The sequence below is a fragment of the Halobellus inordinatus genome, assembly GCF_024498335.1.
GTDB classification, from domain to species: domain Archaea; phylum Halobacteriota; class Halobacteria; order Halobacteriales; family Haloferacaceae; genus Haloquadratum; species Haloquadratum inordinatus.
Map to the genome: position 1 here is coordinate 787,369 of NZ_CP101825.1, position 14,212 is coordinate 801,580.

Annotated in this window: 6 protein-coding genes, 1 tRNA gene and 2 rRNA genes; 7 read left to right on the forward strand and 2 right to left on the reverse strand. The window is 62.5% G+C overall.

Annotation, left to right across the window (positions count from 1 at the left end; all coding sequences use genetic code 11):
• Positions 1 to 250: 250 nt before the first annotated feature.
• From pheS to NO362_RS04060, 3 genes are read left to right on the forward strand one after another with little or no spacing between them, the layout of a single operon-like run.
• The gene (pheS, locus tag NO362_RS04050) at positions 251 to 1,783 is read left to right on the forward strand and encodes a phenylalanine--tRNA ligase subunit alpha (RefSeq protein WP_256546218.1); all 1,533 of its coding nucleotides are present in this window, start codon (positions 251 to 253) and stop codon (positions 1,781 to 1,783) included.
• A complete protein-coding gene (gene pheT / locus NO362_RS04055; RefSeq protein WP_256546219.1) occupies positions 1,783 to 3,528 on the forward strand; it encodes a phenylalanine--tRNA ligase subunit beta in 1,746 nt (581 codons plus the stop codon). The genes pheS and pheT overlap by 1 nt, the downstream gene beginning before the upstream one ends.
• A gap of 43 nt (positions 3,529 to 3,571) precedes the next feature.
• Positions 3,572 to 6,202 (forward strand): valine--tRNA ligase, encoded by a 2,631-nt coding sequence (locus NO362_RS04060; protein WP_256546220.1) that lies wholly within the window; start codon positions 3,572 to 3,574, stop codon positions 6,200 to 6,202.
• A gap of 113 nt (positions 6,203 to 6,315) precedes the next feature.
• On the opposite strand, the gene NO362_RS04065 is transcribed toward NO362_RS04060, so the two are convergent.
• Positions 6,316 to 7,374 carry a quinone-dependent dihydroorotate dehydrogenase gene (locus NO362_RS04065; RefSeq protein ID WP_256546671.1) on the reverse strand — a complete coding sequence of 353 codons (1,059 nt, stop codon included), beginning with the start codon at positions 7,372 to 7,374 and terminating at the stop codon, positions 6,316 to 6,318.
• An 81-nt stretch (positions 7,375 to 7,455) separates the two neighbouring features.
• Positions 7,456 to 7,653, reverse strand: coding sequence for a hypothetical protein (locus NO362_RS04070; protein WP_121560175.1), 198 nt, complete (start codon positions 7,651 to 7,653; stop codon positions 7,456 to 7,458).
• A 298-nt stretch (positions 7,654 to 7,951) separates the two neighbouring features.
• Between NO362_RS04070 and NO362_RS04075 the strand changes: the two genes are divergently transcribed.
• From NO362_RS04075 to NO362_RS04090, 4 genes are all read left to right on the forward strand, one after another.
• Positions 7,952 to 8,284: a non-histone chromosomal MC1 family protein gene (locus NO362_RS04075; RefSeq protein WP_256546221.1), complete on the forward strand. Its 333-nt coding sequence runs from the start codon at positions 7,952 to 7,954 to the stop codon at positions 8,282 to 8,284.
• Positions 8,285 to 9,174: 890 nt separating this feature from the next.
• Positions 9,175 to 10,647, forward strand: a 16S ribosomal RNA gene (locus tag NO362_RS04080).
• 107 nt (positions 10,648 to 10,754) lie between these two features.
• Positions 10,755 to 10,826 (forward strand) — tRNA-Ala (locus NO362_RS04085).
• A 298-nt stretch (positions 10,827 to 11,124) separates the two neighbouring features.
• Positions 11,125 to 14,038 (forward strand): 23S ribosomal RNA (locus NO362_RS04090).
• Together the 16S and 23S rRNA genes with 1 tRNA gene alongside form the textbook arrangement of a ribosomal RNA operon.
• Positions 14,039 to 14,212: the final 174 nt, after the last annotated feature.

Consider the following 14,212-nt stretch of genomic DNA (forward strand, 5'->3'; position numbering starts at 1 on the left):
GAACGCAGTGTCGACGTGGAATCGATCGACAGCGACGGGTCCGTCTTCTTCTTCCGGCCCGCCTGAGAGCGGCGGACCCGCCGACCCACGCGCCGGCACCGACGGCGCGCCGCGACGGCGGCGAAACCGCTCGAATCGGTCCGGTGCAGACGCTCGCGCGTCTGCGGTCTTCGGAACTGCTAACTGGCGGCCGGTCGGTAGACGCGACAACGACCGACCTGCGGCCCCGATCATCCACATCGAACACAGAATGAAACTTCCCGAACCACAGGTCGCGGTGTTGAACGCCGCGAGCGCGACAGACGAGACGCCGATCGAACGACTCGCCGACGAGGCGGGACTGAAGCCCGAGACGGCGACGCAAGCCGTCTTCGAACTCCGTGACGACGGGCTCCTCGACGTCACCGAGCGCGAGACGGTCGAGTACGAACTGACCGCGGAGGGCCGCGAGTACATCGACGCCGGCCTCCCCGAAGTGCGCCTGTACCGCGCCGCGATCGAAGCCGGCGCCGACGACGACCCGGTACAGATGGGTCGGATCATCGGCGCGGCCGACCTCGACGGCCCGGAAGTCGACATCGCCCTCGCAAACTTCGGCCGCAAGGGCTACGGCTCCATCGAGAGCGGCGAACTCTCGGCCGACGGCGACGCCGACGCCGAGGACGACCCCGAAGCGGCCGCGCTCGCCGCGCTCGCTGCCGTCGACGACGAAGACGACTCCGACGCGGCCCTCGCCGACGTCGACGACGACGTCCTCGATCAGTTGGTCTCGCGGAACCTCCTCGAACGCCACGAGCGGACCGTCCGGACGGTCACGCTCACCGATGCGGGCGTCACGGCGCTGATGGAAGGCGTCGAAGCGACCGAGGCGGTCGACCGTCTCACGCCCGAGATGCTCACCTCCGGCGAGTGGCAGGACGTCGAGTTCACCGAGTACAACGTCGAGGCCGACGCGCCCGAGGTCCGCGGCGGCAAGACGCACGTGCTCCGACAGACGGCCGAGCGCGTGAAAGACGTCCTCGTTGGAATGGGCTTCCAGGAGATGGACGGCCCCCACGCCGACGCCGACTTCTGGATCAACGACTGTCTGTTTATGCCGCAGGACCACCCCGCACGGACCCACTGGGACCGCTTCGCGCTCGACGTCCCCCCGATCGCCGATATCCCAGAGGACCTCGTCGACCGCGTCGAACACGCCCACCGCGAGGGCGTCGGCGAGGACGGCGACGGCTACCACTCGCCGTGGTCCGAGGACTTCGCGCGCGCCGTCGCGCTGCGCGGACACACCACGTCGCTGTCGATGCGCTATCTCTCCGGGACCGAAGTGGGCGAACTCGAACCGCCCCAGCGGTACTTCTCCGTCGAGAAGGTGTACCGCAACGACACCCTCGATGCGACGCACCTGCTCGAGTTCTTCCAGATCGAGGGCTGGGTGATGGCCGAGAACCTCTCGGTCAGGGATCTGATGGGGACGTTCGTCGAGTTCTACGAGCAGTTCGGCATCACCGACGTGCAGTTCAAACCGCACTACAACCCCTACACCGAGCCCTCCTTCGAGCTGTTCGGGCGGCACCCGACGACCGGCGAGCTCATCGAGATCGGGAACTCGGGGATGTTCCGCGACGAGGTGCTCGAACCGCTCGGCGTCGAACACGACGTGATGGCGTGGGGGCTCGCCCTCGAACGCCTCGCGATGCTGACCACTGGTGCCGAAGACATCCGCGATCTGCACGGAACGCTCGCAGACCTTGAATTCCTCCGCGACGCGGAGGTGACCTACTGATGCCTGTCGTCGACATCGATCCCGACGAACTTCGGGAACTGACCGGCCACGAGGAGAAGGGCGACGAAGACCTCAAATCCGACCTGTTCGGCCTCGGCTTGGAGTTCGAGGGCGAGACCGAGGACGGACTCCTGCAGTTCGAGTTCGGCCCCGACCGCCTCGATCGGCTCTCCGTCGAGGGCGTCGCCCGCTCGCTGCGATACCAGTACGGCGACGACCGCGGGGTCCGCGTGCCCGACACGAACGACGCGGACTACACGTTCGTCGTCGACGAGGACGTCCCCGACGAGCGGCCGTACGTCACGGGCGCGATCATCCGCGGCGTCGACCTCGACGAAGCGGGGTTAGATTCGCTGATCCAGTTGCAGGAGAAACTCCACGCCACGATGGGCCGCAAGCGCGCGAAGGGCGCGATCGGGATCCACGACCTGACGATGATCAAAGGCGAGGTGCTCTCAGAGGACAGCGGCGGCAACTCGATCACCTACACCGGCATCGACCCCGAGGGCGACACCTTCGTCCCGCTCGATAGCGACCGCGAGATGACGCCCGCAGAGGTCCTCGAAGACCACCCGACCGGAGAGACGTACGCGGACCTCATCGCCGACTACGATCGCTATCCCGCGATCTACGACGAACTCGGCCTGTTCTCGTTCCCGCCGGTCATCAACGGCCGCCGGACCGAGGTGTCGACGGACTCCCGGGAACTGCTGGTCGAACTCACCGGCACCGATCAGTGGACGATCGATCGGATGTGCAACATCATCTGCTACGCGCTGTCGGCCCGTGGTGCGACGATCGAAGACGTCGAGATCGAGTACGCCGACCGCACGCTCGTCCGCCCGGACTTCGAGGTCGACACGAAGTCTGTCACGCACGACCGGATCGAGACGATGCTCGGCGTCGAATTCGAGACGGCAGAGGTGATCGACCTGTTCGAGCGCTCCGGACTCGACGCGGTCGTCGCGGACGACGCGGACGCTTCCGACGAGGCCGCAGACGCCGAGACGGTCTATGAGGTGTCGATCCCGCCGTACCGCACTGACGTGCTCCACCCGCTCGATCTGGTCGACGACGTCGGCCGCGCGTACGGCTTCGACGAACTCGAACCGCGCTATCCCGACATCGGGACCGTCGGCGGCCGCCACGAGCGCTCCCGGCTCGAAGCCGCCACCCGGAACGCCCTGACCGGCCTCGGCTTCGAGGACCTCCTGAACTTCCATATGTCCAGCGAGGACGAGACGTACGACCGGATGAACGTCGAGCCCGGAACCGACTACCTCGGCGGCGGCGACCCCGTCGAGATCACCGAACCCTACAGCGAGGACTACACGATCCTCCGTCAGTGGGCGCTGCCCTCGCTCGTGATGGTCTTAGAGAACAACACGCACCGCGCGTACCCACAGGACCTCGCAGAAGTCGGCCTCGTGGCCGAGCGCGACGACGACGTCAACACGCGCGTCCGCGAGCGGCGACACGTCGCTGGCGTGCTCGCGCGCCACGACGCGACCTACGAGGACGCGAAGGCCCGGCTGCAGGCGATCTGCGGCGACTTCGATGTCGACCTGGAGACGCCGCCGACCGAGCACCCCTCGTTCATCGACGGTCGCGCCGCGTCCGTCGTGATCGACGGCGACGCGGTCGGCGTCGTGGGCGAACTCCACCCCGCGGTTCTGGTCGAACACGACCTGGAACTCCCGGTCGCGGCCTTCGAGTTCGATCTGTCGGCGCTCGCGTCCGCGTAATCGAGTAACTTAACAGCCCTCCCGCCGGTATTTTCGCCCGATAATGCCGAGCGGAGAATACGACCCGGACACCGTCGAGGCGAAGTGGCAAGACAGGTGGGTCGACGACGAGACCTACGCGTACGAGGGTGACGTAGAGAACCCCGACACCGCCTTCTCTATCGACTCGCCGCCGCCGACGGTATCCGGGAGTCTGCACTGGGGCCACGTCTACGGCTTCACGCTGCAGGACTTCGTCGCTCGGTTCAACCGGATGCGCGGCAAGGACGTCTACTTCCCGTTCGGCTACGACGACAACGGCATCGCCTCCGAGCGACTCGCCGAAGACGAACTCGACGTCCGCCATCAGGACTACGAGCGCCGCGAGTTCCAGCGGATGACCCAGGAGGTCTGTGAGCAGTACGAGGCCGAGTTCACCGAGAAGATGCAGAGCCTCGGCATCTCTATCGACTGGAACCAGACCTACCAGACGATCTCGCCGAAGACCCAGCGGATCTCTCAGCTCTCGTTTATCGACCTCTACGAGCAGGGTCGCGAGTACCGCCAGCGCGCGCCGGCGATCTGGTGTCCCGAGTGTGAGACGGCGATCTCGCAGGTCGAGACCGAAGACGACGAACAGCCGAGTCACTTCCACGACATCGCCTTCGAGGTCGTCGAGAGCGACTCGATCGACGCCGACGAGACGTTCACCATCTCGACGACGCGTCCCGAACTCCTGCCGGCCTGCGTCGCGGTCTTCGTCCACCCCGACGACGACGAGAACCAGTACCTCGTCGGCGAGGAAGCGCGCGTGCCGCTGTTCGATCAGGAAGTGCCGATCCTCGAAGACGAGCGGGTCGACCTAGAGACCGGCTCGGGGATCGTGATGTGCTGTACGTTCGGCGACCAGACCGACATCGAGTGGTACCAGGCGCACGATCTGGATCTCCGGCTCGCTATCGACGAGTCGGGCACGCTGACCGACGTCGCGGGCGAGTACGCCGGGCTCTCCTCCGAAGAGGCGCGCGAGGAGATCGTCGACGACCTCGAGGAGGACGGCGCGCTCCTCGACCGCCGGGCGATCACCCACACGGTGAACGTCCACGAGCGCTGCGGGACGAGCGTCGAGTTCCTCGTCAAAGATCAGTGGTACGTCGAACTGCTCGATAAGACCGACGAGTACCTCGAAGCGGGCCGAGAGATGGACTGGTACCCCGAGAAGATGTTCACCAGGTACAAAAACTGGATCGAGGGGCTCCAGTGGGACTGGTCGATCTCCCGGCAGCGTTCCTCGGGCATCCCGTTCCCGGTCTGGTACTGCGAGGCGTGCGAACACGTCGTGTTAGCCGAGAAAGAGAACCTGCCGGTCGACCCGCTCAGCGACGAGCCGCCGGTCGACGCCTGTCCGGAGTGCGGTCACGACGAGTTCGTCCCCGAGGACGACGTCTTCGACACGTGGGCGACGTCGTCGCTCACGCCGCTGATCAACGCCGGCTGGGACTGGGACGCGGAACGAGAGGAGTTCACCTTCGAGAACCCCGAACTCTACCAGTTCGACCTCCGCCCGCAGGGCCACGACATCATCTCGTTTTGGCTCTTCCACACCGTCGTCAAGTGCTACGAACACACCGGCGAGGTGCCGTTCGACAGCGTGATGATCAACGGGATGGTCCTCGACGAGAACCGCGAGAAGATGTCGAAGTCGAAGGGCAACGTCGTCGCGCCCGACGAGGTCGTCTCGAAGTTCCCCGTCGACGCCGCGCGCTACTGGGCAGCCGGATCGGCCGTCGGCGACGACCTGCCGTACTCCGAGAAGGGCCTCCGCGCCGGCGAGAAACTGCTCCGGAAGCTCTGGAACGCCTCGAAACTCGTCGAGAGCCTCACCGAGGACGCGCCCGCGGAGTTCGACCACGAGGACCTCACCCAACTCGATCGCTGGCTGCTCGCCTCGCTGGACCGCGAGATCGAGCGGCTGACCGGCCGGTTCGAGAGCCGGGAGTTCTCGAAGGCCCGCGACGGCCTCCGCGGCTTCTTCTGGCACACGTTCTGTGACGACTACCTGGAGATCGCAAAGCAGCGCGTCCGCGAGGGCGGGGACGCCTCCGCGGCGTACACCCTCGAAGTCGCGCACCGACGCTTCCTGAAGCTCTTCTCGCCGATCCTCGCGCACGCGACCGAGGAGCTGTGGCACGATATGTACGACGACGGCGAGAGCGTGCACCACAGCGGCTGGCCCGAACCGCTCGGTGTCGACGCCGACTTCGAGGCCGGCGAGACGGCGATGGAAGTCGTCGGCGCGCTCCGGAAGTACAAGAGCGACGCGAAACTGTCGATGAACGCCGAACTCGACCGCGTCGAGGTCTGGGGCGACGTCTCCGGCTTCGAGGCCGACATCTCCAGCGTGATGCACGTCGAGGAGTTAGAGACGCTCGATGAGCGTCCGGCGGTCGAGTCGGTCGTCACGGGCGTCGACCTCGACTACTCGCTTGTCGGCCCCGAGTTCGGGAGTCAGGTCTCGGCGATCGACGACGCGCTCGAAGCGGGCGAGTACGAGACCGTCGACGGCGAACTCCACGTCGCGGGCGTCGAACTGGAGCCCGAGATGTTCGAGATCGAAGAAGAGCGGCAGTACCTAGGCGAGGGCGAGATGGTCGAGGCGGGCGATGCGATCGTGATCGTCCACGAAGAAGCCTAACGCCGCGCCCGCCGTCGCTTTTCGGTTCCTTCTCATAGGGATTATCGTACGTCTGCATAGATGTCTCGCCGGACGGTACGGCGAGAATCTCCGAACAGTGACGATAATCCCTATCAGAGATCTGCGCCGACCGCGTCCTCGACGCTGTCGAAGCCGTCACGTTCGAGTAACGTGAGCAGTCCCTCGTTGATGTCGCGTGCGAGTGTCGGTCCCTCGTAGACGAGTCCGGTGTACAGCTGGACGAGGCTCGCGCCCGCACGGATCTTCGCGTACGCGCCCGCGGCGTCGGAGACGCCACCGACGCCCACGACGGGAACGTCCGTTCGTTCGGCGACGAAGCGGACCATCTCGGTCGCGCGGTGCTCGATCGGCGCGCCCGAGAGTCCGCCCTTCTCGGCGCGTTTCGGGCTGTGGAGCCCCGTCGGCCGGTCGGTCGTCGTGTTGGTCGCGATGACGCCGTCGAGGTCGAAGTCGTCGACGACCGCGAGCGCGTCTTCGATCGCTGGCTCGGGGAGATCGGGCGAAAGCTTCACGAGCAGTGGCGACGCGCCGGCGTCGACGAGCCCGCCGAGGATCGCCTCCAGTGAGTCGCGGTTCTGTAGCTCGCGCATCCCCTCGCTGTTCGGACAGGAGACGTTGACCGCGAGGTAGTCGGCCACGTCGGCGACCTGCTCGTAGGTGTAGCGGTAATCTTCCGGCGCGTCCGCGGCGTCTGTCTCCTCCGAGAGCGCGACGTTGACGCCTACGGGGATCTCGGGATCGGGGCTCGTCCGCAGGCGCTCGCCGACGGCGTCTGCGCCCTCGTTGTTGAGACCCATCCGGTTGATGATGGCCCGGTCTTCGACGAGACGGAACATTCGCGGGCGTGGGTTGCCCGGCTGTGCGCGCGCAGTGACGCCGCCGACCTCCACGTGGCCGAAGCCGAGCGCACCGAGCACTGACGGCAGTTCGGCGTTCTTGTCGAAGCCCGCCGCGACGCCGATCGGGTTCGCGAAGGACTGCCCGAAGGCGTCGACTGCGAGCCGGTCGTCGTCGACGACGAGTCGGTCCCGGAGGAGCGTCTCGACTGGCGTGTGTTGGACTGTCGCGAGTCCGCGGTGTACTGCACGGTGTGCGGTCTCCGCGGGGAGCGAGAAGAGGGCCGGCCTGAGAGCGCGGTACGCCGAGCGTATCACGATCTTCTCACGTGTCGCGCGTTGCCGTCTCGTCGGCACTTTCGTGTCGACCGGTCGGTGCCTCGGCTCATCGCGCGTTCAGAAGTCGTGCTCGACCGCGTCGGGGTCGGCCTTCTGAATGATGATCTTGCCGTCTCGGACGCGAACGAACACCTCGTCGCCGATCTCCATCCCGGCCACGGCGAGTTCGTCTTCGTGGAGGTTCACGTGGACGTTGTGGTACTCGCCGTGTTCGTCTTTCGCGCCACTCGGGCTGAGCTTCTTTTTCCGAACCATCGGAGCTGTCTAGGCGTTGGTTCGCTGCAGGATATACATAAGTGTTGTTTACGCCTTGCTTCAATTACTCCAAATGGAGGCGCCGGCGCGCGTCTGACGACGATTTTTCGCTCGTACGCGCGCTCGACCCGTTCTGAAGACGCGGTTGCCGCCGTAATCGTCTGTCTGTCTCCGGCACGAACGACGATCGCCCGGACGCTGACGTCGCCAACTACCCCTTGACCCCGCCGCTGCAGTCGATTTTTGCCGATATATTTATGCCAGACTATGCGCTTCCTTGACATAGAGGTACACAGCGATGGTACGCGAGGACGGTAAACGGAATTTCGTAATGCTCGACGACGGCGAGAAGACCAAACAGTTCACCGGCCGGATGCCGCGGCAGGCGGCACTCAAGGCAGCCCGTCGCCTCGAGGGATACGAGTCCTACGAATCCGAAGACGAGGCGAAAGAGCACCCCACCGAAATCCGACTGCTCGAACGGGGCACCGATCGGGTACACGTCTATCACGCGTGGGCGTGGCACGACACCGCGCCGAACGACAAGCCAGGGTGGATGAAACAGAACGAGGTCTCGACAGTCACGCGAGGCAACGTCTCGAAACAGGGCATCGAACACATCGAAAAGTAACTACCGCGCGTCGCGCTCGCGCGATGTCCGCTTCCGGGCCGTTGGAACCGTCCTTCGGCACTCCGTGATGGGCCGGTCCGTCCTCTCTTTCGCGTCCACTCCTCGCTCTCTCGTCTCTTGGTCCATTTTTGCTATCCGACACCGCTTTGTCCGTCCCGTGGTGAGTCTCTCGCGCGCGGTTATCATCCGACCCGACCGCACGCGCGACGCGTGGGATGACGTGTCGGCCTCCGACCGCGCTATACGTCTCACTCGTATCCTCGTGTATCTCTCCGCGTGCACGTAGCGCGCGTACCACTGTCCCGCCGGCTGGTCATTCCATCTACGACGGTGAGCTATTGCGATCCCGGCTGTCCGAATATTCATTACCTGGTTCGGTGTGAAATCGCATAACGAGGCGGGGACGGTTCGACGGCCTTTTATATTTACCCGGCATTCGTAGAAATACGCGGAAGCCCGCCCGGGTCACCCCGGACGGGATCTACGACGGATCGGATTTGCACGCCCCCGTTTGGTCTTCGGCTCGAACGCGAGCCGAGGACGATACGACGGGCTTAAGTGTGCAAGTCCGTTTCGGATGAATGCGAACGACACACCGCGACTGGGTGCGGTTCAACCCCGCGCCCACTCGGACACGCCGGCTTCGGCCGGCAGCGAGACGGATCGGAGCCTTTATGGCTTCGTCCAACGTACGCTTACGTCCGCAAGAGATGAGGATTCCACCCCTGCGGTCCGCCGTACAGATGGAATCTGATGTTAGCCTTGATGGTTCGGTGACACCTGTCTGGTGTCCACTGAACCACGAACGGACCACGCAATGATATATGGTGATCTCCCTCTCTCCGAGAGGGAAATCCCGCCACACCCCTCCCCCACTACGGGGGAGACCCATTCCGGTTGATCCTGCCGGAGGCCATTGCTATCGGAGTCCGATTTAGCCATGCTAGTCGTGCGAGTTCACACTCGCGGCAAATAGCTCAGTAACACGTGGCCAAACTACCCTACAGAGACGCATAACCTCGGGAAACTGAGGCTAATTCGTCATACCCCTCTCACGCTGGAATGCCAAGAGGCACAAACGCTCCCGCGCTGTAGGATGTGGCTGCGGCCGATTAGGTAGACGGTGGGGTAACGGCCCACCGTGCCCATAATCGGTACGGGTTGTGAGAGCAAGAGCCCGGAGACGGAATCTGAGACAAGATTCCGGGCCCTACGGGGCGCAGCAGGCGCGAAACCTTTACACTGCACGCACGTGCGATAAGGGGACTCCGAGTGCGAGGGCATATCGTCCTCGCTTTTGTGTACCGTAGGGCGGTACACGAACAAGAGCTGGGCAAGACCGGTGCCAGCCGCCGCGGTAATACCGGCAGCTCAAGTGATGGCCGATCTTATTGGGCCTAAAGCGTCCGTAGCTGGCCTCGAAAGTCCGTCGGGAAATCCACACGCCCAACGTGTGGGCGTCCGGCGGAAACTCCGAGGCTTGGGACCGGAAGGCTCGAGGGGTACGTCCGGGGTAGGAGTGAAATCCCGTAATCCCGGACGGACCACCGATGGCGAAAGCACCTCGAGAAAACGGATCCGACAGTGAGGGACGAAAGCTAGGGTCTCGAACCGGATTAGATACCCGGGTAGTCCTAGCCGTAAACGATGTTCGCTAGGTGTGACACAGGCTACGCGCCTGTGTTGTGCCGTAGGGAAGCCGAGAAGCGAACCGCCTGGGAAGTACGTCTGCAAGGATGAAACTTAAAGGAATTGGCGGGGGAGCACTACAACCGGAGGAGCCTGCGGTTTAATTGGACTCAACGCCGGACATCTCACCAGCTCCGACTACAGTGATGACGGTCAGGTTGATGACCTCGCCACGACGCTGTAGAGAGGAGGTGCATGGCCGCCGTCAGCTCGTACCGTGAGGCGTCCTGTTAAGTCAGGCAACGAGCGAGACCCGCACTCCTAATTGCCAGCAGCAGTTCCGACTGGCTGGGTACATTAGGAGGACTGCCAGTGCCAAACTGGAGGAAGGAACGGGCAACGGTAGGTCAGTATGCCCCGAATGAGCTGGGCTACACGCGGGCTACAATGGCCAAGACAATGGGTTGCAACCTCGAAAGAGGGCGCTAATCTCCGAAACTTGGTCGTAGTTCGGACTGAGGGCTGAAACTCGCCCTCACGAAGCTGGATTCGGTAGTAGTCGCCTTTCACAAGAGGGCGGCGAATACGTCCCTGCTCCTTGCACACACCGCCCGTCAAAGCACCCGAGTGAGGTCCGGATGAGGCTGTGTCACCACAGTCGAATCTGGGCTTCGCAAGGGGGCTTAAGTCGTAACAAGGTAGCCGTAGGGGAATCTGCGGCTGGATCACCTCCTACAGACCGAGACCACCCCGACGGGGTGGCTCAACTTTCACTCATCGCCTGGCCCCGATCGTGGCTCACGCCCACCAGACAGGCACCTTAGAACCATCAAGGCTAACTGGGCCCGTAGCTCAGCGGTAGAGCACCTCCTTTGCAAGGAGGACGCCCTGGGTTCAAATCCCAGCGGGTCCATCCCCCACTCCACTCGACACAGAACGTGCTCCTTAAGTGTGGGCACACACTCGACTGGAGTGGACACGAACTGATGCACCATCCCGTGAAAGCGCGGATGGGAAGGGTTCGACGAACGCTCCGGCCGCCACCGGACGTTCAATGACGACCATTGTACGCACGCAATCCAGACGCCCACTGAACCCGTTCAACCGAACGGATCACACGTGGACGTCTCAGATCACCAAACAGCAAGAGCAACTTAACTTGCAACTGCAACAGCAACCACTGTACACAACAGACCAGTAACACACGACACTCAAACTGGCTACTGTACTGGCTGGTGAATGGCTCGGCTCGAGAGCCGACGACGGACGTGCCAAGCTGCGAAAAGCCCGAGGGAGTCGCACGGAGACTAAGAACTCGGGATCTCCGAATGGGAATCCCCACCGCAATTGCTTCGCGCAATGGGGAACGCTCCGAATTGAAACATCTCAGTAGGAGCAGGAACAAAAAACAATAGTGATGTCGTCAGTAACCGCGAGTGACCGCGACACAGTCCAAACCGAATCCGGAAGGAAATGTGGTGTTCGGACTAGCCATAACGGAACACAATCTCACGAGAAATCTCCTGGAACGGAGTACGATACAGGGTGACAGTCCCGTATCGCGAGAGCGTGTTCCCGGGCTACCTCCAGAGTAGCGAGGATTGGATATTCCTCGTGAATCTCGCAGGCATCAACTGCGAAGACTAAACACTCCTCGAGACCGATAGCGAACAAGTAGCGTGAGCGAACGCTGAAAAGCACCCCGAACAGGGCGGTGCAATAGGGCCTGAACTCAGTCAGTGATAGAACGACGGGGCATACAAGGTCCCAAGAAAAACGAGCGTGGGGCGACCCACCAGTAGGACTCTTGGGAAGCCGATGTCGCGTCGTGCGTTTTGAAAAACGACCCAGGGAGTGCATTTGTATGGCAAGCCTAACCGGAGTATCCGGGCAGGCACAGGGAAACCGATACGGCCGCAGTCCATCCGGACCAGGGCCACCGTGTTCAAGCGCGGGGAGTCATACTGATGCGACCCGAAACCGAGTGATCTACGCGCGAGCAAGGTGAAGCGTGGCGAAAGCTGCGTGGAAGCCTGCAAGGGTTGGTGTCCTACAATACCCTCCCGTGACTCGTGCGTAGGGGTGAAAGGCCCATCGAACTCGGCAACAGCTGGTTCCAGCCGAAACATGTCGAAGCATGACCTCAACCGAGGTAGTCTGCGAGGTAGAGCGACCGATTGGAAGTCCCGCCTCCGAGAGGAGTCGGCCTTCCTGTCGAACTCCAAACTTGCAGACGCCGTAGACGTTGGGAATCCGGACTGCGGGGTAAGCCTGTGGTCCGTGAGGGAGACAACCCAGAGCCGGGTTAAGGTCCCCAAGTGTGGATTAAGTGCAACCGAAGGTGGTCTCGAGCCCTAAACAGCCGGGAGGTGAGCTTAGAAGCAGCTACCCTCTAAGAAAAGCGTAACAGCTTACCGGCCGAGGTTCGAGGCGCCCAAAATGATCGGGGCTCAAATCCACCACCGAGACCTGGCAGCGTCCATCACAGGACGATCTAGTAGGCTTGGCGCACTGATCGGGCGGAAGCTCGGGCGAGAGCTCGCGTGGACCGATTAGTGACGAAAATCCTGGTCACAGTAGCAGCGAGAGTCGGGTGCGAACCCCGACGGCCTTACGAGTAAGGGTTCCTCGGCACTGCCACTCAGCCGAGGGTTAGCCGGTCCTAAGTCCCACCGTAACTCGACTGGGACAACCAGGGAAACTGGTTAATATTCCAGTGCCACCGTGCACTCAGCCGACGCTTTTGGAAACAGCGAGCGAGGCCTTCGCCTCGTCGAATCGTGGAAGATCGTGGACGCCGTAATGGCACGAAGCGATCGAATCACGAGACAGCGCAAGTCGCTGGTACCGAGAGCCCGTGAAAAGGCGCACGGCGACCGTACCGAGATCCGACACAGGTACTCAGGCAGAGAAAGCCAAGGCCTGTCGGGAACAACCGGCGTTAGGGAATTCGGCAAGTTAGTCCCGTACCTTCGGAAGAAGGGATGCCTGCTTTTTACCGAGCAGGTCGCAGTGACTCGGACGCTCCGACTGTCTAGTAACAACATAGGTGACCGCAAATCCGCAAGGACTCGTACGGTCACTGAATCCTGCCCAGTGCGGGTATCTGAACACCTCGTACAAGAGGACGAAGGACCCGTCAACGGCGGGGGTAACTATGACCCTCTTAAGGTAGCGTAGTACCTTGCCGCTTCAGTAGCGGCTTGCATGAATGGATCAACGAGAGCGTCACTGTCCCAACGCTGGGCCCGGTGAACTGTACGTTCCAGTGCGGAGTCTGGAGACCCCCAAGGGGAAGCGAAGACCCTATAGAGCTTTACTGCAGGCTGTCGCTGAGACGTGGTCGCTGATGTGCAGCATAGGTAGGAGTCATTACAGAGGTACCCGCGCTAGCGGGCCACCCAGACACAAGTGAAATACTACCCGTTAGTGACTGCGACTCTCACTCCTGGCGGAGGACACCGGTAGCCGGGCAGTTTGACTGGGGCGGTACGCGCTCGAAAAGATATCGAGCGCGCCCAAAGATTTCCTCATCCGGGTCGGAAACCCGGAGAAGAGCGCAAGAGCAAACGGAAGTCTGACAGTGTCATTCCCAACGAGTGACGCTGACGCGAAAGCGTGGTCTAGCGAACCAACGAGGCTCCTGGATGGGGCCCGTTGATGACAGAAAAGCTACCTTAGGGATAACAGAGTCGTCACCCGCAAGAGCACATATCGACCGGGTGGCTTGCTACCTCGATGTCGGTTCCCTCCATCCTGCCTGTGCAGAAGCAGGCAAGGGTGAGGTTGTTCGCCTATTAAAGGAGGTCGTGAGCTGGGTTTAGACCGTCGTGAGACAGGTCGGCTGCTATCTATTGGGGGTGTATTGGTACTTGAGAGGAACGTTCGTATAGTACGAGAGGAACTACGAATGGGTGCCGCTGGTGTATCGGTTGTCCGAAAGGGCAGATGCCGAGCAGCCACGCACCGCAGGGTAAGAGCTGAACGCATCTAAGCTCGAAACCTACCTCAAAAAGAAGTACCACCGAGGACACTCGTAGAAGACGAGTTCGATAGACTCGGGGTGTACGCACCGAGGCAACGAGGTGTGAGCCCGCGAGCACTAACAGTCCAAAGCCACACTCATACACGAGCATAGTGTCACGTGACTACCCAATCCGTGTCACAGTGGATGCCGTGATGGGGATCGAGACTACCACCACCAACAAGGTGACCCACGGTCGAACGGGTTCAGGCGGAAGCTGGATTGCGTGCGTAACAATGGTCGAATGTACGCATCACAAATTCGACTGGCACACC